Below are 25,357 nucleotides of genomic sequence, written 5' to 3'. Positions count from 1 at the left end.
CGGGACCCTTGCCGCATGATGCCGGCGCAAGAAACCTACGATGTTATTGTCATCGGCGCCGGTGCCGGTGGCATGACGGCTGCCGCCGTTGCCGCGGCCGAAGGCCTGCGCGTGCTGGTGATCGAGAAGACCGCGTTCGTCGGCGGCACCACGGCGTGGTCCGACGGCATGGTCTGGATTCCTGCCAATGCCAAAATGAAAGAGGTGGGGCTCTCCGACAGCATCACCGATGCCGTCCAGTACCTTGCGAGCACGGTGCCGGAGCCTGCCAATGCGGGCTTGCGCGCCGCCTTCCTCGCGCGCGGGCCGGAGGCGGTCGCCTGGCTCGAAGCCAACACGGAGGTGCGCCTGCAACCGGTGAAGGCCTGTCCCGATTATTATCCTGAACGGCTCGGCGCGACATCGGGCGGGCGCGTACTGGAGCCTGTCGCATTCGACGGTACTCGGCTGGGAGCGCATTTCGCGCGGCTGCGCGCGCCGCTGCCGGAGTTCACGCTGTTCGGCGGGATGATGGTCAACCGCCTCGACATCCCGCATCTGCGTAGTGTTGGAAAATCGCTGCGCTCGACGATGCGTGCGGCATGGCTGGTTTCCGAATACGCGTTGCAGCGGCTGCGCTGGCCCCGCGGCACGACGCTCCATCTCGGCAATGCGCTGGCGGCGCAGCTCTATGCCTCGCTGCTGGCGCGACGGGTCGAGATCCTGTTCAGTGCCGACGTCGAGGATTTGTCGATGCACGGCGATCGTGTCAGCGGCGTGGTCATCCGCCACGGCTCGCGCGACCGGCCGATCGCCGCGCGTCGCGGCGTGGTGCTGGCAACCGGCGGCTTCTCGCACGATGCGCCCTTGCGCAAGCGCTTCTTCCCGGCGGCCGCCGGCTTCATCTCGGCGACCAGTATTGCAGCGACAGGCGACGGGCTTCGGCTGGCGGCCACAGCTGGTGCCGCTCTCAACACGGACGCGGCCAGCCCGGCCTATTGGGTGCCGGCCTCGCTGTTCCGGCGCGCCGACGGCAGTCGCGGTGTATTCCCGCATATGGTGACCGACCGCGCCAAGCCCGGCGTGATCGCCGTGAATGCGGCGGGCCGGCGCTTCGTCAACGAGGCGCTGTCGTACCACGAGTTTGTGCTGGCCATGTTGCGTGATGGCAATGGCGAGCCGGACCGGCCATTCTATCTGATCTGCGACCGCCGGTTTCTCTGGAGCTACGGTCTTGGCCGCATCAAGCCGTTCGCGCGCAGTGTGCGGCGTTATGTGGCGAGCGGCGAACTGATCGAGGCGCCTGACATCGCGCGCCTCGCGACGAAGATCGCTGTCAAACCGTCCGTGCTTTTTACAACGATCGCGACCTTCAATGACGGGGCGAAGGAGGGCCGCGATCCCGAATTCGGCCGAGGTAGCACGATCTCCCAGCGCTACCTCGGCGATGCCGCGCACAAACCCAATCCTACCGTTGCGCCGATCCTCAGAGCCCCGTTTTTTGCGATGCGCATCTATCCGGCCGATCTCGGCACGGCGATCGGCATGAAGGTGGATGCGCAAGGACGCGCGCTGCGCGAGGACGGCACGCCGATCGCGGGACTCTATGCCTGCGGCAACGACATGGGCTCGATCATGAACGGGAATTGTCCCGGTCCAGGCATCATGCTCGGGCCGGCGCTGACGTTCGGGTATATCGCGGGGAGGCATTTGGCGGAGGGTGGGGTGACAGCGTCAAGTGCCGCGAAGGCAGCTGTCTGGTTGCTGTAATCCCCGTATCCGCGTCATTGCGAGCGCAGCGAAGCAATCCAGAATCCCTCCGCGGAAAGAGTCTGGATTGCTTCGTCGCAAGGGCTCCTCGCAATGACGTGGAGAGAGTTTGCGCTTCTCTCCCGCTACTCCGCAGCCGCCGCAAAGCGGCTGTTCTCCAGCTCCGCTTCCAGCCGCGCCTTTTCGGCTGCCGCGAGCTTGACGTTGGCTTCCTTGACATGGCCGAAGCCACGGATGGTTTCGGGCACGCGGGCGAGCCGTGTCAGCAGCGGAATCTGCTCGGCTTTCAGCCCGGCGATCCGCTGGTCAATCATCGCAAAATAATCTGTGACCAGCTTCCGCTCCATCCGCCGCTCCTCGGTGCGGCCGAACGGATCGAACGCGCCGCCGCGCAAGAACTTCAGCTTGGCCAGCACGCGGAAGGCGTGCAGCATCCAGCCGCCGAACTCCTGCTTCTGGAGATGTCCGGTGGTCTTGTCGCGCTTGGCAAAGATCGGCGGCGCGAGGTGGTACTTCAGCGTGAAGTCGCCGTCGAATTTCTCGGACACCTTCCTGGCAAAGCTGCCGTCGGTGTAGAGCCGCGCGACCTCGTACTCGTCCTTGTACGACATCAGCTTGAACAGGTTCTTTGCGACGGCCTCGGTCAGCTCCGTGGACGCGGGCGAGGCCGCGTTCTCCGCCTTGCGGACCTTGGCCACGGTCGCGAGGTAACGGTCCGCATAGGCCTTGTCCTGATAGAAGGTCAGGAACTCGGCGCGGGTTGCGATCACGTCGTCGAGCGACTTGGTCGGTGCCGACGCCCGGCTCTTGAACTGCAGCACGCTGCGCACCCGCGACATGTCGTGGGCGGCAAGGCGTCCCCAGGTGAAAGCGAGTTTGTTCATCTCGATGGCGGCACCGTTGATCTCGATGGCGCGAAGCAGGGCCTCCAGCGACAGCGGGATCGCGCCCTTCTGGAATGCGAAGCCGAGCATGAAGGGATTGGTCGCGATGCTGTCGCCCATCAGCGCCGCGGCAATGCCCGTCGCGTCGATGATGTCGAGGTTCTTGTCGCCGACGGCGTCGCGCAGCACGGTCTGCATCGTGCCCATCTCGAAATCGAGATCGGGGTTTTGCACGAAGCTCGCGGTCGGCTGCAAATCGGCGTTGATGTAAGCCCTGGTCACGCCGCGCTCGGCGCGGCTGAGCGCGGTCGGGCCAGCCGAGACGATCATGTCGCAGCCGAGGATGACATCGGCGCCGCCGCTGGTGATGCGGACCGCGGAAATGTCCTCCGGATTCGGTGCGATGCGGACATGGCTCATCACCGCGCCGTTCTTCTGCGATAGCCCCGTGAAATCCAGCGCCGAACAGCCGCGGCCGTCGACATGGGCGGCCATGCCGAGCAGCGCGCCGATGGTGATGACACCGGTGCCGCCGATGCCGGTGACGAGGATGTTGTAGGGACCATCGAGCTCACGCACGGGCGGTAGCGGCAGGTCAGCGAACAGCTGGCCGGAATCAACCGCAGATGTCTTCATCCGCTTGAGCGTGCCGCCATGGACGGTGACGAAGCTCGGGCAAAAGCCTTCGACGCAGGAAAAGTCCTTGTTGCAGTTGGACTGGTCGATCTGCCGCTTGCGGCCGAACTCGGTCTCCAGCGGCTGCACTGAGACGCAGTTCGAGGCTTGCGAGCAGTCGCCGCAGCCCTCGCAGACCAGCTCGTTGATGAAGGCGCGCTTGGCGGGATCGGGATAGAGCCCGCGCTTGCGACGGCGGCGCTTCTCGGCGGCGCAGGTCTGGTCGTAGATCACGACGGTGAGGCCCTTGATGTCGCGCAACTCGCGCTGCACGGCATCGAGCTCACGGCGGTGATGGATTGTCGCGCCTTGCGGGAAGTAATTGCCTTGGGGGTATTTGCCGGGATCGTCCGACACGATCGCGAGGCGCTTGACGCCCTCCGCCCAGACCTGATGCGCGATCTGCGCGACGTTGAAGGCGCCCTCTGCGGGCTGGCCGCCAGTCATCGCGACGGCGTCGTTGTAGAGGATCTTGTAGGTGATGTTGATTCCGGCGGCCGAGGCCGCACGAAGGGCGAGCAGGCCGGAATGCGTGTAGGTGCCGTCGCCGAGATTCTGGAAGATGTGCTTCTCGGTGGTGAAGGGCGCTTGTCCGATCCAGTTCACGCCCTCGGCACCCATATGCGAGATCAGGTCGGTGCGGCGGGTCGGCATGCTCAGGGCCATGCCGTGGCAGCCGATGCCGGCCATGGCGCGGCTGCCCTCCGGTACGCGCGTCGAGGTATTGTGCGGGCAGCCCGAGCAGAAGAACGGCGTACGCGCCAGCTTGATCTGCGACGTGGTGGTGACGGGATTGTCGAACGCCTCGAGCCGGGCGAGGCGCTGCTCCAGCACCGGGCTGTGATGGCCGAGCCTACGCAGGCGCGCCACCAGCGCGCCGGCGACGATGGTCGGAGTCAGTTCGCCCTCGCTCGGCAGCAGCGCTGTGCCGCTCTCGTCGCGCTTGCCAGTGACCGTCGGCCGCCGGGACGCATCGATGTTGTAGAGGATGCGCATCAGCTGGTCTTCGATGAAGCCCCGCTTCTCCTCGACCACCAGCACGTCCTGAAGACCTTCGGCAAAACGCTTCGCGCCACTTTCCTCCAGCGGCCAGGTCAATGCCACCTTGTAGATCCGCAAGCCCAGATCCTGCGCGTCCTTGTCGGTAATGCCGAGATCGGCGAGCGCCTGGCGCAGATCGAGATAGGCCTTGCCGGTCGCGACGATGCCGAGACGCGCCGGCTTTGAATCCAGCACGATGCGATCGAGCTGGTTGGCGCGGGCGAAGGCCTGCACCGCCGCCATCTTCGGGCCGAACAGGCGACGCTCGGCCTCGAGCGGCGGATCGGGCCAGCGGATGTTGAGGCCGCCGGGCGGCATCTCGAAATCGTCGGGGAGCACGATCCTTATGCGTTCCGGATCGCTGTAGATGGAGGCCGAGCTCTCCACGGTCTCGCTGATGGCCTTGAAGCCGACCCAGCAGCCGGAGAAGCGCGACAGCGCAAAACCATAGAGGCCGAGATCGAGATAATCCTGCAGCGTCGCCGGATTGATCACGGGGATCAGTGCGGCCGCGAACACCTGCTCGCTCTGATGCGCCAGCGTCGAGGACTGGCAGCCATGGTCGTCGCCGGCAAGCGCCAGCACGCCACCATTGCGCGAGGTGCCGGCCGCATTGGCGTGCTTGAGAGCATCGACTGAACGATCGACGCCCGGGCCCTTGCCATACCAGATGCCGAACACGCCATCGACCTTGGCGCCGGGAAACAGGCCGACCTGCTGGCTGCCCCAGACGGCGGTCGCTGCCAGATCCTCGTTGAGGCCGGGGACGAAGGCGATGTCGTGCTGCTGGAGGTGCGACTTCGCGCGCCACAGCGCGTGGTCGTACATGCCGAGCGGGGAACCACGATAGCCCGAGATGAAGCCGCCGGTGTTGAGTCCCTGCAGCCGGTCGCGTTCGCGCTGCAACATGGGCAGGCGGACCAGCGCCTGCGTGCCGGACAGGAAGATCCGCTTCGATTCGAGCCGGTATTTGTCGTCCAGCTCGACCTGCATCAGCGTCATCTCAGGAGTCCTCGTCGTCGTGTCCGGTGGGAATTTTGCGCCGCGGAAAGAGGGCGACTTGCGAAGCGGATGCCGCCAGTCAAGAGCATGGGCGCGCGAAGTCAATACGGCTAGCCGCATCCGTGTCGGGCCTGCTAGTCATGGCTGTCTGTGAAGGAGCCTATCATGGCGAACGCGTTCGATACCGAGATCACGGAGACCGCCGAAGCGCTGATCGGCCCATGGCGCCGGCCGCGCCAGATGCTTCAGGCTCAAACCTATGACGCGCACGCCTCGATTCACGACGACGCCACCGCGCAGAAACTCGGCTTCAAGGGCGGCACCATCGAGGGCCCGACGCATTTCAGCCAGTTTGCCCCGCTCGGTGCGAAGCTGTGGGGACAGGCCTGGTTCGAGAGCGGCTGCCTCTCCGCGCATTATCGCAGCGTCTGCTACGAGGGCGAGGAGGTGCAAGCGATCCTGTCGAAGCCCCTGCCCGGGACCAGCCAGTGCCAGATCCAGATGGTGAAGCGCGACGGCACGGAGGTGCTGCGCGGCACGGCCTCGATCGGCGACCCCCACGCAGCGACCGCGCTCGAAGCGCGTCTCACCGAGCTCAAGCCGCTCGCCAATCCCGTCATCCTGCGCGACGTGAAGGTGGCCCACACCGGTAAGCGCCAAGCGGTGCGGATGGCGTTCGACCAGAACATGGGCGACCTCTATCCGTTCTCCCTCAGGCAGAAGCTCGCCGTCATCACCGAGAACTCATCTTATTATTCCGGAGCGGACAATCCGTGGGACAAGCCGATCATCCCGATGGAGATGCTGAGCGTGCTCTTCCAGTACCGCTCAAAGGACGATCCGCTGCCGACGAAGGGGCCGGCCGTTGGCCTGTTCGCCGACCAGGAGATCAGGCTCGTGAAGGGGCCGCTGTTTGTCGGCGAGGAGTATGAAGTCGAGCGCGAGGTCGTCGCACTGTCCGGCAGCCGGCGCACCGAGAGCGCCTGGGTGAAGACGCGGGTGTTCGACACGGCGGGTGCGATTGTCGCGACCATGCTGCTGAACATGGCGACGCTCAAGGATTCGTATGCGCCGTATGAGGAAGAGCATCGGCGGCTCTATGGAAGCGCTGCCCGCTAGAGAAGCAAGCGGCACTGTCGCTTATCCTTTAAGCAACTGCACGTCGTAAAGCCGTCGCACAGGGAATAAGCAGACGTTGATCCTCGGCATAAGCTTCTGACTAAACAGCGAATTCTTCTGCCGCCTGCGCGCCATCGCAATTGTACACAATGGCACGGCCCTTGCAGAACTCTCCGCGAAGAGAGTTCTCGCGGGGGCCTGCGTCATGTTGAACTCAACCAAGCCAATACTGGGCGTCATCAGCGCCGAGCCCGAGCCGATCAAGCTCGACTGGTCCTCGACCGCGCTCGTCATCATCGACATGCAGCGCGACTTCATGGAGCCCGGCGGCTTCGGCGAGACACTCGGCAACGACGTCAGCCAGCTTGCGCGCGCCGTGAAGCCGATTGGCGCCGTGCTGCAAGCCGCACGTGACACCGGCATGCTGGTGGTCCACACCCGCGAGGGGCATCTGCCCGATCTCTCCGACGCGCCGCCGGCGAAAATCGAGCGCGGTGCGCCGTCTCTGCGCATCGGCGATCCCGGCCCGATGGGGCGCATCCTCATTCGTGGCGAAGCGGGCCATGACATCATCCCGGAGCTCTATCCGCTCGACAGCGAGGTCGTGATCGACAAGCCCGGCAAGGGTGCGTTCTACGCCACCGAGCTCACCGACGTGCTGGAGAAATACGGCATTGAGAACTTGCTCGTGTGCGGCGTCACCACAGAAGTGTGCGTCAACACCACCGTGCGCGAGGCCAATGACCGCGGCTATCGCTGCGTCGTCATCTCGGACGGCTGCGCATCCTACTTCCCCGAGTTTCACGAGATGGGCCTGAAGATGATCAAGGCCCAGGGCGGCATCTTCGGCTGGGTCGCAAGCTCAGCCGCAGTACTGGAGGCGATGAAGGTTTCGACCACATAGGGGTATTCTCATGAGCACATTGACGGGGACGGCCGGCAAGTCCGCTTTTAAGCCGGCACTATGGACATCGGGCGACTGGAACGCGTTTTTCGGCTTCGGCACCAACATCCTCGTCAACATGCTGGTGCTCACGGGCCTGTTGCGCTTCGTCTTGAAGATGCCGGACTCACTCGTGTTCGGCCGCATCCTGCCCGCGCTCGGGCTGATGATGTGCCTGTCCACTTTCTACTATGCGTATCTCGCCTATCGCCTCGCGCAGAAGACCGGCCGCAACGACGTGTGTGCGCTGCCTTCGGGCGTCAGCGTGCCACACATGTTCATCGTCACCTTCGTGATCATGCTGCCCATCACGATCAAGACCGGCGATCCGCTGAAGGGCTGGTCGGCCGGCCTCGTCTGGGTGTTCTTCCAGAGCTTCATCCTGATGATCGGCGGCTTCATCGCGCCGTTCATCCGCAAGATCACGCCGCGCGCCGCGCTGCTCGGCACGCTGGCCGGCGTCTCCGTCACCTTCATCTCGATGCGACCGGCGCTCGAAATGTACATGACGCCGCAGATCGGTCTGGTCTGCTTCGCCATCATCCTGGTGAGCTGGTTCGGCGGCATCAAATATCCCAAGAGCATTCCGGCCGGCCTGATCGCCATCGCGGTCGGCATGGTCATCGCATGGGGCTCGAACCTGTTCGGGCTCAATCTCGGCGGGCTGAGCCTCAAGGGCGTCGGCGATGCCTTTGCCAGCTTCGGCTTCTCGGTGCCGATCCCGGCGGTCGGCTACGTCTTCTCCGGTTTCGAATTCCTCGGCGTCATCCTGGTCACGGCCATTCCGTTCGGCATCTATGACCTCGTCGAAGCCATGGACAATGTCGAGAGCGCGGAAGCCGCTGGCGACGAATATCCGACCACGCGGGTGCTGACCGCCGACGGCGTCGTCAGCCTGATCGGCTGCCTGATGGGCAATCCCTTCATCAACGCCGTCTATATCGGCCATCCCGGTTGGAAGGCGATGGGCGGTCGCATCGGGTATTCGGCTGCGACGGGTCTCATGGTGGTCGTGCTGGCCTGGTTCGGCATCATTCCGGTTCTGCTGGCGCTGGTGCCTGTCGTCGCGATCTCGCCGATCCTGCTCTATATTGGCATGCTCATCGGCGCGCAGGCGTTCCAGACCACGCCGGTCAAGCACGCGCCTGCGATCGTGCTGGCATTGACCCCGCATCTTGCGGCCTGGGCCAAGCTCCAGATCGACACCATGCTGGGTTCGACGATGACTGCGGCGGCGACCGTGGGCGGCATGGCCGCCGACAAGGCTGACGCGGTCAAGACCGCCGCGATCGCAGCGCTGCCGCAGCAGGGTGTGTTCTACCACGGGCTCGAGATCATGGGTGGAGGCTCCATCCTCGGTGGCCTCATCCTGGGCGCGATCGGTGTGTTCATCATCGAGCGTGACTTCGAGAAGGCTTCGGCCTTCGCGCTGGTCGGTGCGATCCTCACCTATTTCGGCTTCATGCACGGCGAATCCGTCGGCATCGGCGGAGGGCTCGGGGTCACGCCATCCGTCGCTTTTGCCTACGCTGCGATGGCGGCCGGACTGTACGCTCTCAGCCGCCGCACCAGCGAGCACTACGTGCCGCATGCCGATATGCACGCGGCACCGGCGGAGTAGGGTACACAAACTGTGAAAGGCAGCCGGGCGATCTCGCATCGCCCGGCTGTTTCATTGGTTAGCCGCCCTTGACCGCCCCGGCCGTGAGCCCGGCCACGATCTGCCGCTGCGCGAACACCGTGAGCAGCAGCACGGGTAGCGTGACGATCAGCGCGGCGGCCGCCAGCGGCCCCCAGCTCAACTGGTCGAACGAGATCATGTTGTAGACGGCGACGGGCAGGGTGCGTGTCTCGCGGCCCGCCAGCACGATGCCGAAGACAAAGTTGTTCCAGGAGAAGATCACGGCGAGGATGAAGGCGACCGCGATGCCGGGCTTGGCGATCGGCAGGGCGACGTGGCGGAAGACCTGCCAGCGCGTGGCGCCGTCAATCAGGGCGGCTTCCTCCAGCTCCAGCGGTGTCGTCTCGAAATAGCCGATCATGATCCAGATCACGATCGGCACTGTCACCACCAGATGGATGATGATCTGCGGCACCAGCGTGCCGAGCAGACCGAGCCACTGGAACAGCAGGAACAGCGGGATCAGATAGGATAGGCCGGGCGTGATGCGGGCGATCAGGATCACGATGGCGGATTTATGCGCGGCCATCCGCGCGATGCCGTAGCCGGCCGGGATGCCGACCATGAGCGCCAGCAATGTCGCGCTGCCCGTGACGATCAGGCTGTTGGCGAAATAGGTCACGAAGCGGTTGGAGGCGAGCACGTCGGCATAGTTCTTCCAGGCGATATGCTCGGGGAAGAACACCGGCGGGTAGGCCGCGTTGTCGATCTCAAACTTGAGCGACAGCGACACCATCCAGAGGAAGAACAGGATGGCCGGCGACACGATGACGAACACCGAAAACCACAGGCCGATTTGTCCGATGATCTGCCGGCGTGTCATGCGTCGCTCGCAATTTCTGTCCACACCATGCGCTGGCGGGCGTGGAGCATCACCGCCGCCAGCAGGACGATCAGCAGGAAGAACACCACCGCGATCGCCGAGCCGTAGCCGAGGTCGTAATAGGTGAAGGCGACGCTGTAGAGATAGATGTTGATCGTCTCCGACGCCGACCCCGGCCCGCCCTGCGTGATCGCGAAGATGATGTCGAAGCTTTTCACCGCGTCGATCATGCGGATCATGCCGGCGATGAACAGGAACGGCATGATCAGCGGCAGCGTGATGAAGCGGAATACCTGCCAGAAATTGGCGCCGTCGATCTGCGCGCTCTCATAGGGCTCGGTCGGGATGGCGGCGAGGCCCCCGAGCACGATCAGCATGACCAGCGGCGTCCATTGCCAGGTCTCGACCAGCACCAGCGAGGGAATCACGGTCGCGGGATGAAACACCCAGAGCTGCGCGGGGATGCCGACCAGCGACAGCAGATAGTTCAGTACGCCGAGCTGGGGGTGGAACATCATGGTCCAGACCAACGCAATCGCGACGGGGGTCGCCATCATCGGCATGATGAAGACGCCGCGCAGAAAGCCGCGGCCGGCGAACTTCTGGTGGAACACCACGGCCGCGAATGTGCCGAAGACGAGCGGCAACAGCACCGAGAGAGCGGTGTAGATGATGGTGTGGACCACCGCCTCGAGGAAACGCGGATCGCTGGTCAGCCGGAGATAGTTGGAGAACCCGACGAAGCTGGTCGGCGCGCCGACCTTCCACTCGTTCAGGCTCATCCAGATGGTGAAGACCCATGGGAAGATGATGATCGCGACCACGACGACCAGTGCCGGCAGCACGAACGGCCAATAGGACGGCCGCCGCAATTGTTTCTCCAGCGCGGCGTCCTGCGCCGCAGCTGGAGAGGTCTGAGTGATCACGCTCACGCTTTTTCGCTGCGCTCCAGGATCGGCCGGAATTGCTCATGTGCTTTCTTCAATTCCGTTGCGGGATCGGCGCCGGACAAGGTCGCGGTGAGGGCTGCACCGACGGTGTCGCGGTACTCGGCGACCGGGATGATGACGGGCAGGCCGAGCTTGGAGATCTTTGCGGAGTCGATGACCGATTGCAGCCACTCCTTGGTCTTGACGCCCTTGGCGACTTCGGGATCATCGACGATGGAGTTGCGGAACGGCACGCCGCCGCCGGCCTGGAGCAGGCGCGTGCCCTGTCCCTTCGAGGCCACCCATTGGCAGAGCAGGTAGGCGGCTTCCTTGTTCTTGCTCGCCGCGGCAATGCCGATGCCGTCGCCATAGGTCGAGGAGAACTGGCCTTTAGGTCCCGCCGGCACCCGAGTGTAGCCGACCTTGCCGACGACGCGGGAGGCGGCCGGGTCTTCCAGCGGTGGTGCCCAGCCGTCGGCATCGATCCACATTGCTGCCCGGCCTTGCGTGAACGAGGCCATCGACTCCATCCAGTTGAAGCCGGCGACGCCCGGAGGGGCAGATTTGGTCAGCAGCCGCTGATAGAGCTTGGTGGCTTCGATCGCCTCCGGACCATCACTCAGGATGTTGCCCTTGGCGTCGAGGAATTCGCCGCCATAGTTCAGATAGAAGTTGGTCCACATCGCCATGTTGGCGTTGCGCAAACCCCGGCCGACGAAGCCATAGACGCCTTCCTTGGGATCGGTGAGCTTCTCGGCGGCAACGGCCATTTCCTCCAGCGTTTTCGGGACCTCGACGCCCTTCTTCTGGAACAGCTCCTTGTTGTAGTAGAGGATGAAATAGTCGACCGACCACGGCAGCGATAGCATCTGGCCCTTGTCGTTCCTGGCGTATTGCAGGCCCGCGGCCGAAAAATCGCTCTCGACGAGGTCCGGCGGGGTCAGTGTCGGATCCTTCAGGTAGGGCGTCATATCGGCGAGCCAGCCGGCTTTCTCGAACTGCCGCTTCTGCACGTGATAGCTGATGTGAACGACGTCGAAGCTCGGCCGGCCCGAGGTCAGCTCGATCACTACTTTCTGTCGCTGCTGCTGCTCGGGGATCTGCTCGGATTCCACCTGGATGCCCGAGAGTTCGGTGAATTCCTTGATGTATTTTTGCAAATTGTCGCCGCGGGGTCCCTTGGCGAGGATCACCTCCAGCTTGGTCCCGGAATATTTCTTCCAGTTGATGTCCGCGCGTGCCGGCAGTCCCGTCAGGCTGAGTGCGCCGGCTGCAGCGGTGCCGGTCAAGAGCGTACGACGCGAGATGTTGTGGCTGACCACTTGTAATTCCTCCCTGTGACTCATTTTCTTTGGGAGGGATACTAGCGACCGCGCCGCGTCTGCCTAGTCCTAATTCGCGCCGATCAGGGCCGCACGGCGGGTGTTTCCATCGGCAGGCCGCGCGCCCGCGACATCAGATAGAGCTGGAGCGCGACCATCTCCGGCGCGCCATAATCATAGGCCTGGGCGCGAACGCCGGTCATGCAGCTGCGCAAGCGCCGCTCCAGCGACCCCAGCGTCTGCCATTCCAGCCGGTACAGGGGATAGCCGGTCGGCTGCGCCTGCGTGATCGGTGAGCCCGCAAGACGCTTGTCGAAGTTGTCATCGTGGCAATTGGTGCAAGCAAGGTTGAGCTGGCCCTCACGCTGCATGAAAAGGTCGCGGCCTTGCGCGACGAAAGGTTTCAGCTCCGGATCGTCGCCGACGGTGATCGCGACACCGCGCGACTGGTGAGCGACGAAGGCGGAGAGGGCGAGGAGGTCGCGGCTCTCATACGGGAGCGGAGTGGCCTGCTGGTGATTGACGCGGCAGAGATTGATGCGCTGGTCGAGCGTGACGGGGCGTGCCGTCGCCTTGTCGAAGGCGGGATAGCGCGCCGCGACGCCCTTCATGCTGCTGCGCGCGTCGCCATGGCAATCCGCGCACGCCTTCCCGGCAGTGCCGGTCTTCTTGCCCCACATCGCCTCGCCGTCGAGCACGAACAGCATGCCCGGATTGGCGGTGTCGTCATCCTGCATCGCGCGCGTGTCCGGACCCATGAAGGTGTAGCCGGAGCGGCGCGCATCGGACGGGATCTCGCCGGCGCGCAGGGCAGGCGCCGTGGCGACGAGCGCGGTCACCAATATCGCACGCCAAGAACTCATTCGACCGTGATCGAGGCCGAGGCGGTGGACGAATAGCCGTTGTCGCCGGTCCATTCGAACTCGAACTTGCCGCTCTCCTTCGCGACCGTGAAGAACGAAAGGTACGGGTTCGCGGCGATTGCCGGAAACAAGTCGGCGCGAAAGATCTCGGTGCCGTTGTAGCGGCAGGTAAAGCTCGTGATGATGTCGCGCGGCACGAGTGCCCCGTCCGCGGTGTGGCGGAAGCCGGTTTCCATGATGTGCGAGGTCAGCGTGCGGATCTCGATGACTTCGCCACGCCGGGCCTTCGAGGGAACGTTGATGAGCGCGGCCATCAGTTCATCTCCTCGGTGCAGGCGGCCAGCGTCACTACGATTTCGGCTGCGACCTGCCAGAACGTATCATCGGACAGACGTGCGATCGCGACCACCTTCTGGGTGTCGGCGAGCCGGACCCTCGTCGAGACCTGGGCGCGTCCGGAGGAGGGGGTGAGATAGAAATTGCCGATGTTCGGCTGCGGGTTCTTCTCGTTGAAGACGTGGATGCTCTTGACGTAGTCGCTCGCCATCATCGGGCTGGCGACGCTCACCGTCATCGGCACGGTGTTGCCGTTCTCGACCAGCGGCGGAATGTCGAGCTTGACCTTGCCGGTGCGGATTTGCGCCTCGCCGACGACATTGCGGATGGCGGTGTTGAGCATCGTGGGCGTTGCCCGCAGCGGCCGCAGCGTCACGATCGGGATCGTTCCGGCGACCGTCACGCCACCGGCAAGGCTCAGGAATTGTCGTCGTGTGGTCCGCATGAACAGTCCTAGTCCCGAAGCGTGACAAGAAAGGCCACGATGTCCTCGATCTCCGCGGCGGATAATATCGGCTTGCCGGCAAAATTGCGTCCCACCCGGACCAGCCCGTCATTGCGATAATAGGACGGCATGATGGTCTGTGGATTGAAGCGCGAGGCATCGACCAGCCGCAGCCGCAACTGGCCCGCCGACCACCAGTTCCCGGTGCCCGAGAGGTTGGGCGCAAGGTCACCCTGGAACCGCGCCTCCGGGAACGGACCGGAATGGCACAGGATGCAGGTCGTGGTGCGCGCCAGCACCAGTTCGCGTCCACGCGCGGGATCGCCTGGCGTCCCCGTCAGCGGCTGCGGGATGGTGTCACCGATGATCTTGTACGGCACGAGCCCTTCCGCTCTGGCGTCACAGGCCAGCACGAGAGTGGCGGCGATCAGCGCCGCGATATGGAGGAGTGCCCTAGCCAAAGGTGTCTGCCGTGATGGTCTGAAACCAGCGCTCGGCTTCCGCCGCCTCGCGGACCCGCAACTCGCGCGGGGCATCGACAGGGCTGGTCGCGCCGCCCTCGACCTCGGCGAAGATGTCGCCTTTCGGCTGGTAGTTGCCGGCAAGCGAAAAGCCATAGCCGGGCGCGACGGTGTTGTAGCAGACACCGCTCAGCCGCGGCGTCTCCGGTGCGCGGCCCGCGAGCAGGTTGACGATCGCCGCGGCGCAGGCCTTGCCTTGCGCGCTCGCGGCCGCGGCTGACTTGGGAATGCCGCCCCCGAGGCAGGCGTCGCCGATGACGTGAATGTTCGGAGCGAGCTTCGATTCGAAGCTCACGGGATCGATCGGACACCAACCGGTCGCATCCGCAGCGCCCGCGATCTCGGCAATGCGCCCGGCGCGTTGCGGTGGGATGACGTTGGCGACGTCAGGCGTGTAATTGCCGAACTCGGTGACGATGGTCCTTGTCGAAGCATCGACCGAGGTGACGCGGCCGCCCTGCGACAGCGCGATGCGCTCGATCATGTCGCCATAGAGCTCCTTCCACGCCTTCTCGAACAGGCGCTGTTGGGAGAAGCTGTCCTTGGCATCGAGCACGAGCACCTTCGAGCGCGGCTTCTTCGCTTTCAGGTAATGCGCGATCAGGCTGGCACGTTCGTAAGGCGCCGGCGGACAACGCGAGGGATTGGCAGGAATGGCGATGGCGACGGTGCCGCCGTCGTCCATTGCCTCCAATTGCCGGCGCAGCAGCAGCGTCTGCGCGCCGGCCTTCCAGGCGTGCGGCATCTTTTCCGATGCGACCTCGTCATAGCCGGGTAGCGCCTCGAAATGGAAATCGATGCCGGGCGAGAGCACGAGCCGGTCATAGGGCAGCGCGACGCCATCGGTTGTCATGACGCTGCGCCGCTGCGGATCGATCGCCGTCACGGCTTCGCCGATCACGGTGACCCCTTCGGCGGCGAGCTTGTCGTAGCCGAACTGCTGCGCCTCGATCTCGCGCAGGCCCGCGATCACCTCGTTGCTGAAGGGGCAGGAGGTGAAGACCGCATTGGGCTCGATCAGGATGATTTGCAGGTCCGCCTGCGCACGCTTCAGCGCGCGGGCGCAAGCGGCGCCGCCGAAACTGCCGCCGACCACGACGATGCGGCCCGTGGATTGCGCGTGCAGGATCGATGGCCGCGCCAGCATTGCAGCTGCCGCGGTGAGGCCGAGGACGGCGTTCCGCCGTGTCACCGGGCGCGTAGTCATCGGGCTCATCCGGACAAGAATACTGCGGCGGCCGTCATGGCCGCCGCAGCGCTTCTTCTAGGCGAAAGTGATGTTCTGGTCACGCAGCGGCACCGAGCGGATCCGCTTGCCCGTCGCCGCGAAATAGGCGTTGAGCACCGCCGGCGCCGCAACGCCGATGGTCGGCTCACCGACGCCGCCCCAGAACCCGCCGCTCGGCACCATCACCGATTCCACCTTCGGCATCTCATTGATGCGCATCGAGTTGAAGGTGTCGAAGTTGGTTTGCTCGATCTTGCCGTCCTTGACGGTGCAGCCGCCGTAGAACAGCGCCGAGAGGCCATAGACGAAGGAGCCCGCAATCTGCCGCTCCACCTGCGCCGGGTTGACGACGTAGCCGGGATCGGTGGAAGCGACGATGCGATGCACCTTGATCTTGCTGCCGTCGGTCACCGAGATCTCGGCGGCGCCGGCAACATAGCTGCCATAGCCCATCACCTGCGCAATGCCGCGATAGACGCCCTTGGGCGCCGGCGTGGTCCAACCGATCTTCTCGGCGACGGCATTGAGCACCGCCAGATGCTTGGGATGGTTGCCCATCAGCTTGCGGCGGAACTCGAGCGGGTCCTGGCCCACGGAATGGGCCAGCTCGTCCATGAAACATTCCATGTAGATCGCGTTGTGATTGACGTTGACGCCGCGCCAGAAGCCCGGCGGAACGTGCGGATTGCGCATCGCATGCTCGACCAAGAGGTTTGGCACTGAATAGCCGATCGCGGCTTCGCCCGATTGGGCGACGCCCTGAAAGGCCGCCGGATCCATGCCGTTCTGCAGCGCTTCGGGGCGGAGCGAGAACAGGATCGACTGCCCGGACAGGCGGTAGTGCAGCGCTACTAGATTGTTGTTGGCGTCGAACGCACCGGTCATCTTGCACTGGGTGATCGGGTGATAGCGGCCGTGCGCCATGTCCTCTTCGCGCGACCACAGCAGCTTGACCGGAGTGCCCGGCATCTCCTTGGCGATGATGACGGCCTGGCGGACATAGTCGGTCTGGCCGCGACGGCCGAAGCCACCGCCGGGCATCACCTTGTGCACGTCGCACTTCTCGGCCGGCAGACCTGAGGCCTCCAGCACCGCAGCGAAGGCGGCTTCGCCGTTCTGCGTGCCGCACCAGACCTCGCATTTGTCCGCCGTGTAGAGCGCGGTGGCGTTCATCGGCTCCATGGTGGCGTGGTTCTGGTAGGGGTAGTTGTAGACGGCCTCGACCTTCTTCGCAGCGCCTGCGATTGCGGCCTTCACGTCACCGTTCTTGTTGCCGACATAGGCCGGCTGCGAATCGTCGAGGCCTTCGGCCAGCCACTTCGCAATCGACTCACTCGAGACTTTTGCGTTCTCGCCCTCGTCCCAGACGATCGGCAGCGCGTCGAGCGCGGTCTTGGCGTGCCACCAGGTGTCGGCCACGACCGCGACCGCGGTGTCGCCGACCTTGACGACCTTCTTGACGCCTTTCATGCCGGTGATCTTGGCCTCGTCATAGCTCTTCAGCTTGCCGCCGAACACCGGGCAGTCCTTGATCGCGGCATTCAGCATGCCCGGCAGCTTGACGTCGATACCGTAGATCATGGTGCCATTGGTCTTCTCTGCGGTGTCGAGCCGCAGCAAGCCCTTGCCGGCGATGGTCCAGTCCTTGGGATCCTTCAACTTGACGTCAGCCGGCGGCGTCAGCTTCGCCGCGGCTTCGGCAACCTTGCCGTAAGTCGTCGTCTTGCCCGATGCCTTGTGGGTGATGACGCCCTTGGCGACGGTGCATTCGGAGGCCGGCACCTTCCACTCGTTGGCGGCGGCCTCGATCAGCATCACGCGTGCGGTGGCGCCACCCTTGCGGACATAGTCCTGTGAAGAGCGGATGCCGCGGCTGCCGCCGGTGGAGAAATCGCCCCAGGCGCGCTTGCGGGCGACGCTCTGGCCGGGGGTCGGATATTCGGTCGTAACCTTCGACCAGTCGCATTCGAGTTCCTCGGCGACGAGCTGGGCAAGGCCGGTGAGCGAGCCCTGGCCCATCTCCGAGCGGGCGATGCGGATCACGACAGTGTCGTCAGGCCTGACCACGACCCAGGCATTGACCTCGGGCGAGCCATCGGCCGCGCGGACCACGGCGGGACCGCCGAAGGGAAGGTCGAGGCCGATCGCAAGGCCGGCGCCGACTGCGGCGGTGCCGATAACGAAGGCGCGGCGGTTCATCCTGGGAGAGACGTGCTTGTTCATGGGGCGGCTCCTTACGCGGCTGCGATCGTGTGGATCGCTTCGCGCACCTGCTGGAAGGTGCCGCAGCGGCAGATATTGGTGATGGCTTCGTCGATATCGGCATCGGTCGGCTTCGGCTTGTCGGCGAGCAGCGCCGCCACGGCCATGATCATGCCGCTCTGGCAATAGCCGCATTGCGGAACGTCCTGGGCGATCCAGGCCTGCTGCACCTTGTGCAGCGTATTGCCGGTAGCGAGCCCTTCGATCGTCGTGATCTTTTTGCCTTCGGCTTCGGCGACCGAAACCCCGCAGGACCGGGTGGCGACGCCGTCCATGTGAACCGTGCAGGCGCCGCATTGTGCAATGCCGCAACCATATTTGGTGCCGGTCAGGCCGGCATTCTCGCGGATCGCCCAGAGCAGCGGCGTATCCGGCTCGACGTCAAGCGCAAGTGTTTTTCCGTTGATTATTAGGTTTGCCATCGCAAGTCCCCTGATTGGTCCGATCCACCGATCGGACTCAGCGACACAATGTGTCTGGCAAATTGGAACTCTTCAAATCAAGAGTCCGCGGGGTGGCCGTCAAAGAGATTGAGGTGCGCGGGGAACAATCTGGGGCGTGCGGTGTCGCGGCGTGTGAACGGCGGTACAACTCCGCAGCCTTTGGGCGCATCGATTTAATTTGACTATCTGAGGGCGTTGTACAACCTTTGGTTTGATGGATCATTAGTCCATCCTAAGGGAGAAGCGCCATGGGTCGCATCGTCACGATTGATCTCGAAAAAGTTCTTGCGTCAGGTAACGATCTCAAAGCGAAGTCGCCTTCCGGACTCACCACCCACGCCGATCTGCTCGGCCTTGCCAGCGATGTCAGCAAGGACCCGGTTGCGTATCTGAGCAGCGTTGGCGTACAGCTCGACGACACGACGGCGTCGATGCTGCGCGGCAAGCTCGCCTCGCGTTCCGGCGGTGTGCAGGCCGGCACGATCCATATCGACATCCTCTGATCCCGCGTCGGCGAACTTTCGTCGGCAGATCATGATGGCCGGCTGACCGGTTCGCCGGGCAGCCGGGATATGAGGTCGTCGGCCATGGCGCTCGGTGCAAAATATTTATCGGATTTCCGCGCGGCCAGGGTGACGCCTAAAAATCTCGTTTTGAATGTCACGCTGAAATGTCCGCTGAAGTGTTCACACTGTTGCTTTTCATCCGACATGTTTCACGGCGGCCATCTCTCCGCCGCTGACGTTCATCGCTGCATTAAACAGGCCGCGCAGATACCGTCGATGGAGATCGTCCATTTCGTCGGTGGCGATCCGATGCTGCACGCGGATATCGTGGCTGACGCCGTGGCGTTGGCCGCGTCGCTGGGCTTGCGCGCCGGCATCACCACGAGTGCGTTCTGGGCCAAGTCGCCCGCGCGGGCGAGGGCGGCTGTCTGGCGATTGCGTACCGCCGGGCTCACCGAGATGACGCTGTCCTACGATGATCCCCATGCCGAGTTCGTGCCGCTGAACTTCATCGCCAATGCGGTGGCAGCCGCGCGTGAATGCGGCCTGTTGCTGCGGATCGCCGTGGTCCTCGAGGCAGGTTCGAAAATCACTGCTGCGAGCCTGCGCGCCGATCTCGGTCTTCAGGACGAGCCGGGCATCAACATCTACGAGACGGTCGCCAATTCGACCGGCCGCGGCGAGGACACCGACGGGGATACGCAGGCCGGGCGCGTTCACCATGCTTCGGCCTATCGCGGCCCCTGCGAGTCCGTTCTGCACACCGTCACGGTGGATCACGAGGGGGGCATCCGGCCGTGCTGCGGCGTGCTGCCGCATTACGACTCGTTGAAGGTCGGACACATCGCGAAGGAAGGGATCGAAGCCGCCATGCGCGTGGCGGCTGCCGACCCGCTCTACCGATGGATCAGGCTCGAAGGCCCCGTCGCCATCCTCACTGCCCTCACCGCCGACGATCCCGCGCCGATGCGCGCGGAAGACTTTGACGGCATCTGCACCGCCTGCGATCGCATCTTCCGCTCGCCGGAGCTGTTGTCACGCGTGCGCGAAGCGGCTGCGGCGCGACGCAGCCAGATCGAGACCTGCGAGATCCTGCTGGACGAGCAGGCGGCGCCCCCGAACCTGGCGGCCGTCCCATGAGCACCGATGTCCTGTTCTGCTCGGCGCCGGTGATGTCCGTGGTGCGGCCGTCGGCGGCGCTCGGCCTGTTGCAGGCGCTGCTGCGGCGGCAGGGGATTCGCGCCGAGACGCTCTATCTCAACTTGCTGTTCGCGGATCGCATCGGGCTCGATCTCAACGAGCAGCTCGCGGAAAAGCTGCCGAGCCATCTGCTCGCGGGCGATTGGCTGTTCGGCGAGTGCCTGGGCTCGCAGCCCGACCGCCCTCAGGCGCGGCGCCACATCAGCGAGCTCAGCACCGCCATCGCGCGCAAGGGGCTGGCTCAGCTCTACGAGATCCGCCGCGACCTGATCCCGTCCTTCGTCGAGGAAGCGGCCGAGCGCTTGCTCGAACGAAGCCCAAAGATCATCGGCTTCACCTCGATGTTCGAGCAGACGGTCGCATCGCTTGCGATCGCGGCCGCGGTCAAGGCACGCGATCCGTCGGTCGTGATCTGCTTCGGCGGTGCCAATTGCCACGGCCCGATGGGCGCAGTGCTGCTCAGGAATTTTTCGCAGATCGACTACGTCTTCAATGGCGAAGCGGACACCGTGTTCGGCCCGGCCGTCGAAGCAATCTTGCGTGGCAAAGAGCCCCGCTGCCTGCCGGGATGCCTGTCCCGCGACCAGCCCGCCACAGCTAGCGTATCCGGCCCGACGGCGATGGATGCGCTGCCGATCCCCGATTACGCCGATTATTTTACCCAGCTTGCCGGGATGTCCGAAGCCGCGCGCGTGCGCCCCTCGATCCCGTTCGAGTCCTCGCGTGGCTGCTGGTGGGGCCAGAAGCACCACTGCACCTTCTGCGGCCTCAACGGTGAGGGCATGGCCTTCCGGGCAAAGTCAGCGCCGCGTGTGCTCAGCGAGATCGAGACGCTGCATGCGGAGTTTGGGATCGGGCGCTTCGCCGCGACCGACAACATTTTGGGCATGTCCCATATCGACGGCGTGCTCGGAAAGCTCGCCGAACGCCCGGCGCATGGCTTCCGCTTCTTCTATGAGATCAAGGCCAATATGGACGAGGCGCAGCTCGAGAAGCTCGCGCTCGCCGGGACGGTTTGGTTGCAGCCCGGAATCGAGAGCCTGTCTGATCCGGTCTTGCATCTGATGCGCAAGGGCGTGAGCGCGCTGCTTAACCTGCGCCTGCTGCGCAATTGCCGCGAGCTTGGCGTCGGCCTGGTCTGGTCGATCCTGTACGGATTTCCCGGCGAGCCGCGCGAGGCCTACGACGCCGTCGCCAAAATGGTCCCGCTGCTCGAACATCTCCAGCCGCCGGTCGGCTGCGGTCGCATCAGGCTCGATCGCTTCAGCCCCAATTTCGAACGCGCCGCCGATATCGGCTTTCGCAACGTCACGCCAATGCCGGCCTATGGCGCGATCTACGACGTTCCGGACGAGGATCTTTCCGATCTCGCCTATTTCTTCGAGGGCGACGCGCCTGATGCCGCGCGCGAGCAGGACCTTGTGTCGCTGACGGACGCGAGCGCGGCGTGGCGCGCACGCTGGTTCGACCAGCCGTTTGCGCCGCAATTGACCATGACTGCCGTCGGCGCCGCGCATCTCGTCAGCGACACGCGTGGCTGCGCGCTCCAGCCGTTCTATTGCCCGACAGCGACCGAGGCCGCCGTGCTCCATCTGCTGCGCAATCCCTGCACGCGGGCGAACGTCGTCGAACAGCTTGCCGGGCGTTTCGATATTGTCACGATCGAGGCCGCAATGGATGCAGTCCTGGCGCGGCGGCTCGCGATCGAGATCGATGGCAGGATGCTCTCGCTGGTCACGGAGGCTGGCCGGGAGATATTTGACGCCGATGCCCGTGCCGAATTTCCGCTCGGCTTCGTTCTGCCGCGCGAACGTGGGCCGGTTCATGTCTGCGGTGCGCCGGCTGACCTCGAACGGGTGCAGCCATGACCGTCGAAGTCCGCCCGCTCGGCGACAAGTGCAACATCAAGTGCCGCTACTGCTATCAGGAGGGCATCCGCACTGCCGGCAACGTCCCGAAGCGCTACGATCTCGATGCGATCATGGCGACGCTGGACAGGCTTGCCGAGCCGTTCAGCCTGTTCGGCGGCGAGATCATGATGACACGCCGGCCTGATCTCGAACGTCTGATGCAACTGGGCTTCGACCGCCACGGCGGCGTCGGCATGCAGACCAATGGCACGCTGATCGAGGAGCTCGACATCGAGCTATTCAGAAAATACCGTGTGCGCATCGGTATTTCCATCGACGGACCGGGACCGCTCAACGATGCCCGTTGGGCCGGCAGCCTGCCCGCAACGCGGCGCGCGACCGCGCGCAGCGAGGCGGTGATCGAGACGCTGTGCCGCGAGGGCATGCCGCCGAATGTGATCGTGACGCTGAACCGGATGAACGCCGCGCCGGCGCGGCTCGGCCTGCTCTGCGAATGGATCGGGTTTCTCGGCAGCCTCGGCGTCCGAAAACTGCGCCTGCATTTGTTGGAGCAGGACGAAACGGAAGGAGGTGAGGGCCTCGCGCTTACCGCGCAGGAAAACCTCGCAGCGCTCCGGCAGCTGCGCCGGCTCGAACAGAAGCTGCCGTCAATCCAGTTCGACATCTTTGCCGAGATGGCCGCAATGCTGAGGGGAGACGACGCCCGCACCTCATGCGTGTTCCACGCCTGCGATCCCTATGCGACGCGTGCCGTGGTGGGCGTCGAGAGCGATGGCCGGCTCGGCAATTGCGGCCGCACCAACAAGGATGGCGTCACCCATCTGCGCGCCAGCCGTGAGGCCTTCGAGCGCCAGCTTTCGCTCTACCGCACGCCGCAAGACAATGGCGGATGCCAGGGATGCCGTTTCTTCCTCGCCTGCAAGGGCAATTGCCCGGGCACTGCGATCGGCGGCGACTGGCGGATGCGGTCGGTCGATTGTCCGGTGTGGTTCGGCCTGTTCGAAGATATCGAGACCGAACTTTTGGCGAGCGGAGAAACCGTGATCAGCCGGTCGGATCGCCGCCCCGAGCTTGAAGCCAAGATGATCGCGGCCTGGTCGATCGGGGACAATCCAGCCCTGCATTCGCTGCTCCAGCCGGCGGAGGCGCCATGACATCCGCTTGGTTGTCATGGCCGCGCCCTCCGCTCGCGGCGACGCCGCGCGAGCCTGTTGTTACCAAGGCGGCCATGCAGCGCATCAGCTTCAGCGGTCCGCAGGCGCGCGCACTCTGGCAGCCGCGCCTGGAGCGTCTCGGTGCTACGGCGGTCGCGATTGAGCTGGAGATGGTGCGGCGGAAGCAAATTGCGGCGACGCTGCTGTGGACGGCCTATGATGACATCGAGGCATTGACGGAGCGGGCGAGCACGATCAGTCTTCACGCAAAGCCCATCAAGGCGTCGCTCGGCTATGCCGCCGACTGGCCGCTTGAGGCATCGATCGGCGAGCCGAAGCGGTTGCTCGACTATGCGGTCCTGATCGGCACCGTGTCGCTCGATGCACCGATGGCCGAACCGGCGGGGGACGATCCGGTGCAGGTGGCGATGCGGTTCGGCTACCCCGCCTGCTGCGCGAGATCCTGGGCCGACCATCTTCGACGTGGCGGGAGCGATCCGTTGGCCGCCATGCTCGGGCGTGAAGACAAGACCGGCATTCACGCGCATGTCGCGCTCGCGGTGTTGGGGCTGGGGCCGGTGCGACACGCGCCGTGCTCAACGGATTGCTCAGCCACGCAAGATCGTGCGCGCTCATTTCTCGATCTCGGCCGCGAACTCGGATTCGTCGAGGAGATAGGCTGGCTGGAAGAGATTGCGGATTGGCCGCTCGGCGCATCCCTGGTCAACGGCATCGCCGAGCTCAAGACGGCTGCATTCCGCTGCACCTGGCTGTCCGACGAGGGCGCGCCGCGGGCTCGCAAAGCCGCGCCAGCGTTGCGGGCCGAAAGGGGAAAGGCCGTCGCGATCGGGCTCGGGGACAGCGACGATATCATTGCCGAGCTCGGTGCCGGATGTGAAGCGGTCGGTTTCGAAAATGCCTTCGCTATGCGATCACGCTTCAGCACTGTTGTCTGGGAGCAGACCGCCGCGCTGCGTCACGCTGCAACGGCCGTGCATGTCGGATGCGGCGATGGCCTGCTGCTGGAGCTGATCGCGCAGACGCGGCCCAAGTTGACATTGTACGGCACCGAGGAAGATTCCGCACTCGCTGAAGCCGCGCGTCGGCGCCTTGGCCCGTTGTCGCGCGTGCTAGGCGGCACCGGCGGCGAGGCGCTTGCAGCGCTGGCGGGTCTTGCGCCAGAAGGCATCGATCTGGCTTTCGTCGATCCGGAGCGGCTTGACGACGGCGAAGCGCTTGCCGCCATCCGCGCGACTACAAGAACGGTGATTGTGATCGGCACCGACCGCGCGCTGCACCGCTTCAAGGACATGGAGTCGCTTGCGGCCTCGATGGGCCTTGTCTTGCTGCCTGGACGCGCGGCGCGCGTGTCCGCAGCGCTCTCGCCGGCGATGGATCGCCTGCACTGAACAGATTCGGAGAAGACGCCATGAATGCGATGTCGATTGACTGGGAGCGAACGGCGCAACCGCAGGCCGACGGCTACGACACCGCCGTCGCCCTTGGCCTGATCGAGACCGAGCCGACGCCATGGCGTCCGCTGCCGCCGCAGCGCCCGGCGGTGAACGGCGCGCCGAGCGTTGCGGAGGGCAGGGTGGCCCTGCGCACCGAGAATCCGCTGCTTCCCGCGCCGCGTTTCGTGCCCGATGCACACGCCGCCGCGGCGATGGAGCAGGCGCTGCATTACGTGCGCCGCTGGCCGGTCGCTGCAAAACAATGGCCGGACATCGTCCACACCATCCAATGCTATCGCGACACCGAGCAGCCGACCGAAGGGCCCGGCCGCCTCGGCTCGGCCAGCCATTCGGTCGATGCGCGGTTCGGCGTCATCGGGCTCACAGTCAATTGCCCGCTCGCGACCGCGCAGGCCATCGTTCATGAGATGGCCCATCACAAGCTTCGCGCGTTCGGCGTTGCCAACGAGAACGCGATCCGCATCATCAGCAATCCGCAAGACGAGCTCTATGCCAGCCCGATCGTGGTCGACCGTCCGCGTCCGATGACGGCGGTATTGCACGCGCAATATTCGTTCATCCACGTGACTCAGCTCGACGTGCACATGCTCGAGCGGGAGGAGGATCCGCAAGTCCGCAGCGACATCCGGGCGCTGCTGGCACGCAACGCCTCGCGGATGGAGAAGGGGTTCGAAACGCTCAGGCAGCACGCCCGCACCGATGCGGCGGGTCGCGAGTTCCTCGGCGCTTTCTTCGCGTGGTGCAGTGATGTCCTGGCGACCAGCCGGAAAATTCTTGCCGCCGAGCACGCATGATCGAGGACCCGGGTTCCCCGCGCCAATCCATGGCTTGGGACGACGGCCGTTCATGAACGGCGGTTCCAGGGCCGGTTATCACTGCGGCGCG

Annotated in this window: 21 protein-coding genes; 10 read left to right on the top strand and 11 right to left on the bottom strand. The window is 64.7% G+C overall.

The window, feature by feature from the left end; translation table 11 throughout:
• Positions 1–15: 15 nt before the first annotated feature.
• Positions 16–1,749 carry an FAD-dependent oxidoreductase gene (locus HYH08_RS24475; protein WP_220012387.1) on the top strand — a complete coding sequence of 578 codons (1,734 nt, stop codon included), beginning with the start codon at positions 16–18 and terminating at the stop codon, positions 1,747–1,749.
• 125 nt (positions 1,750–1,874) lie between these two features.
• On the opposite strand, the gene HYH08_RS24470 is transcribed toward HYH08_RS24475, so the two are convergent.
• A complete protein-coding gene (locus HYH08_RS24470) occupies positions 1,875–5,351 on the bottom strand; it encodes an indolepyruvate ferredoxin oxidoreductase family protein (RefSeq protein WP_220012386.1) in 3,477 nt (1,158 codons plus the stop codon).
• Between the two features lie 165 nt (positions 5,352–5,516).
• Here HYH08_RS24470 and HYH08_RS24465 point away from each other — a divergent pair, with 165 nt between their 5' ends.
• The 3 genes from HYH08_RS24465 (at position 5,517) to HYH08_RS24455 (ending at position 9,034) form a co-directional block, all read left to right on the top strand.
• Entirely contained in the window at positions 5,517–6,470 is a 954-nt protein-coding gene (locus HYH08_RS24465; RefSeq protein WP_220012385.1) for a hypothetical protein, read from the top strand.
• A gap of 205 nt (positions 6,471–6,675) precedes the next feature.
• Positions 6,676–7,374, top strand: a complete 699-nt coding sequence (locus tag HYH08_RS24460; RefSeq protein ID WP_220012384.1) for a cysteine hydrolase family protein — start codon at positions 6,676–6,678, stop codon at positions 7,372–7,374.
• A gap of 10 nt (positions 7,375–7,384) precedes the next feature.
• Positions 7,385–9,034, top strand: coding sequence for a regulator (locus tag HYH08_RS24455; RefSeq protein WP_220012383.1), 1,650 nt, complete (start codon positions 7,385–7,387; stop codon positions 9,032–9,034).
• A gap of 58 nt (positions 9,035–9,092) precedes the next feature.
• Here HYH08_RS24455 and HYH08_RS24450 read toward each other — a convergent pair whose 3' ends face one another.
• From HYH08_RS24450 to HYH08_RS24405, 10 genes are read right to left on the bottom strand one after another with little or no spacing between them, the layout of a single operon-like run.
• Positions 9,093–9,917: a carbohydrate ABC transporter permease gene (locus HYH08_RS24450; protein WP_220012382.1), complete on the bottom strand. Its 825-nt coding sequence runs from the start codon at positions 9,915–9,917 to the stop codon at positions 9,093–9,095.
• A complete protein-coding gene (locus HYH08_RS24445) occupies positions 9,914–10,849 on the bottom strand; it encodes a carbohydrate ABC transporter permease (RefSeq protein WP_220012381.1) in 936 nt (311 codons plus the stop codon). The genes HYH08_RS24450 and HYH08_RS24445 overlap by 4 nt, the downstream gene beginning before the upstream one ends.
• Entirely contained in the window at positions 10,846–12,192 is a 1,347-nt protein-coding gene (locus HYH08_RS24440; protein ID WP_220012380.1) for an ABC transporter substrate-binding protein, read from the bottom strand. Before HYH08_RS24440 ends, HYH08_RS24445 begins: the two co-directional genes overlap by 4 nt.
• Before the next feature lie 59 nt (positions 12,193–12,251).
• Entirely contained in the window at positions 12,252–13,031 is a 780-nt protein-coding gene (gene soxA / locus HYH08_RS24435) for a sulfur oxidation c-type cytochrome SoxA (protein ID WP_220012379.1), read from the bottom strand.
• Complete coding sequence (gene soxZ, locus HYH08_RS24430) at positions 13,028–13,345, bottom strand: thiosulfate oxidation carrier complex protein SoxZ (protein WP_220012378.1); 318 nt, start codon at positions 13,343–13,345, stop codon at positions 13,028–13,030. The genes soxA and soxZ overlap by 4 nt, the downstream gene beginning before the upstream one ends.
• Complete coding sequence (locus HYH08_RS24425) at positions 13,345–13,812, bottom strand: SoxY-related AACIE arm protein (protein WP_220012377.1); 468 nt, start codon at positions 13,810–13,812, stop codon at positions 13,345–13,347. The genes soxZ and HYH08_RS24425 overlap by 1 nt, the downstream gene beginning before the upstream one ends.
• Before the next feature lie 8 nt (positions 13,813–13,820).
• Positions 13,821–14,273, bottom strand: coding sequence for a sulfur oxidation c-type cytochrome SoxX (gene soxX / locus HYH08_RS24420; RefSeq protein WP_220012376.1), 453 nt, complete (start codon positions 14,271–14,273; stop codon positions 13,821–13,823).
• Positions 14,266–15,549, bottom strand: a complete 1,284-nt coding sequence (locus tag HYH08_RS24415; RefSeq protein WP_220012375.1) for an NAD(P)/FAD-dependent oxidoreductase — start codon at positions 15,547–15,549, stop codon at positions 14,266–14,268. Before HYH08_RS24415 ends, soxX begins: the two co-directional genes overlap by 8 nt.
• Positions 15,550–15,597: 48 nt before the next feature.
• Positions 15,598–17,784, bottom strand: a complete 2,187-nt coding sequence (locus tag HYH08_RS24410; RefSeq protein WP_220012374.1) for a xanthine dehydrogenase family protein molybdopterin-binding subunit — start codon at positions 17,782–17,784, stop codon at positions 15,598–15,600.
• An 11-nt stretch (positions 17,785–17,795) separates the two neighbouring features.
• Positions 17,796–18,245, bottom strand: a complete 450-nt coding sequence (locus HYH08_RS24405) for a (2Fe-2S)-binding protein (RefSeq protein WP_220012373.1) — start codon at positions 18,243–18,245, stop codon at positions 17,796–17,798.
• A 269-nt stretch (positions 18,246–18,514) separates the two neighbouring features.
• On the opposite strand from HYH08_RS24405, the gene HYH08_RS24400 reads away from it, so the two are divergent.
• The 6 genes from HYH08_RS24400 (at position 18,515) to HYH08_RS24375 (ending at position 25,266) form a co-directional block, all read left to right on the top strand.
• Positions 18,515–18,769 carry a hypothetical protein gene (locus HYH08_RS24400; protein ID WP_220012372.1) on the top strand — a complete coding sequence of 85 codons (255 nt, stop codon included), beginning with the start codon at positions 18,515–18,517 and terminating at the stop codon, positions 18,767–18,769.
• Positions 18,770–18,838: 69 nt separating this feature from the next.
• Positions 18,839–19,912, top strand: coding sequence for a radical SAM/SPASM domain-containing protein (locus HYH08_RS24395; RefSeq protein WP_349631458.1), 1,074 nt, complete (start codon positions 18,839–18,841; stop codon positions 19,910–19,912).
• Positions 19,909–21,840, top strand: coding sequence for a RiPP maturation radical SAM C-methyltransferase (locus HYH08_RS24390; RefSeq protein ID WP_220012371.1), 1,932 nt, complete (start codon positions 19,909–19,911; stop codon positions 21,838–21,840). The genes HYH08_RS24395 and HYH08_RS24390 overlap by 4 nt, the downstream gene beginning before the upstream one ends.
• Complete coding sequence (locus HYH08_RS24385; RefSeq protein ID WP_220012370.1) at positions 21,837–22,997, top strand: radical SAM protein; 1,161 nt, start codon at positions 21,837–21,839, stop codon at positions 22,995–22,997. The genes HYH08_RS24390 and HYH08_RS24385 overlap by 4 nt, the downstream gene beginning before the upstream one ends.
• Entirely contained in the window at positions 22,994–24,406 is a 1,413-nt protein-coding gene (locus HYH08_RS24380) for a class I SAM-dependent methyltransferase (RefSeq protein ID WP_220012369.1), read from the top strand. Before HYH08_RS24385 ends, HYH08_RS24380 begins: the two co-directional genes overlap by 4 nt.
• A 20-nt stretch (positions 24,407–24,426) precedes the next feature.
• Positions 24,427–25,266 carry an aKG-HExxH-type peptide beta-hydroxylase gene (locus tag HYH08_RS24375; RefSeq protein ID WP_220012368.1) on the top strand — a complete coding sequence of 280 codons (840 nt, stop codon included), beginning with the start codon at positions 24,427–24,429 and terminating at the stop codon, positions 25,264–25,266.
• Positions 25,267–25,357 lie beyond the last annotated feature (91 nt).

It is taken from the genome of Bradyrhizobium sp. BR 10289 (genome assembly GCF_019455385.1).
In the GTDB taxonomy this organism is placed as follows: Bacteria; Pseudomonadota; Alphaproteobacteria; order Rhizobiales; family Xanthobacteraceae; genus Bradyrhizobium.
This window is presented reverse-complemented; position numbering and strand designations above follow the sequence as displayed.

Coding starts and splice junctions, on each gene's coding strand:
- HYH08_RS24475 (WP_220012387.1), top strand. CDS start 16: ATGATGCCGGCGCAAGAAACCTACGATGTTATTGTCATCGGCGCCGGT.
- HYH08_RS24470 (WP_220012386.1), bottom strand. CDS start 5,351: ATGACGCTGATGCAGGTCGAGCTGGACGACAAATACCGGCTCGAATCG.
- HYH08_RS24465 (WP_220012385.1), top strand. CDS start 5,517: ATGGCGAACGCGTTCGATACCGAGATCACGGAGACCGCCGAAGCGCTG.
- HYH08_RS24460 (WP_220012384.1), top strand. CDS start 6,676: ATGTTGAACTCAACCAAGCCAATACTGGGCGTCATCAGCGCCGAGCCC.
- HYH08_RS24455 (WP_220012383.1), top strand. CDS start 7,385: ATGAGCACATTGACGGGGACGGCCGGCAAGTCCGCTTTTAAGCCGGCA.
- HYH08_RS24450 (WP_220012382.1), bottom strand. CDS start 9,917: ATGACACGCCGGCAGATCATCGGACAAATCGGCCTGTGGTTTTCGGTG.
- HYH08_RS24440 (WP_220012380.1), bottom strand. CDS start 12,192: ATGAGTCACAGGGAGGAATTACAAGTGGTCAGCCACAACATCTCGCGT.
- soxA (WP_220012379.1), bottom strand. CDS start 13,031: ATGAGTTCTTGGCGTGCGATATTGGTGACCGCGCTCGTCGCCACGGCG.
- soxZ (WP_220012378.1), bottom strand. CDS start 13,345: ATGGCCGCGCTCATCAACGTTCCCTCGAAGGCCCGGCGTGGCGAAGTC.
- HYH08_RS24425 (WP_220012377.1), bottom strand. CDS start 13,812: ATGCGGACCACACGACGACAATTCCTGAGCCTTGCCGGTGGCGTGACG.
- HYH08_RS24415 (WP_220012375.1), bottom strand. CDS start 15,549: ATGAGCCCGATGACTACGCGCCCGGTGACACGGCGGAACGCCGTCCTC.
- HYH08_RS24410 (WP_220012374.1), bottom strand. CDS start 17,784: ATGAACAAGCACGTCTCTCCCAGGATGAACCGCCGCGCCTTCGTTATC.
- HYH08_RS24405 (WP_220012373.1), bottom strand. CDS start 18,245: ATGGCAAACCTAATAATCAACGGAAAAACACTTGCGCTTGACGTCGAG.
- HYH08_RS24400 (WP_220012372.1), top strand. CDS start 18,515: ATGGGTCGCATCGTCACGATTGATCTCGAAAAAGTTCTTGCGTCAGGT.
- HYH08_RS24395 (WP_349631458.1), top strand. CDS start 18,839: ATGAGGTCGTCGGCCATGGCGCTCGGTGCAAAATATTTATCGGATTTC.
- HYH08_RS24390 (WP_220012371.1), top strand. CDS start 19,909: ATGAGCACCGATGTCCTGTTCTGCTCGGCGCCGGTGATGTCCGTGGTG.
- HYH08_RS24385 (WP_220012370.1), top strand. CDS start 21,837: ATGACCGTCGAAGTCCGCCCGCTCGGCGACAAGTGCAACATCAAGTGC.
- HYH08_RS24380 (WP_220012369.1), top strand. CDS start 22,994: ATGACATCCGCTTGGTTGTCATGGCCGCGCCCTCCGCTCGCGGCGACG.
- HYH08_RS24375 (WP_220012368.1), top strand. CDS start 24,427: ATGAATGCGATGTCGATTGACTGGGAGCGAACGGCGCAACCGCAGGCC.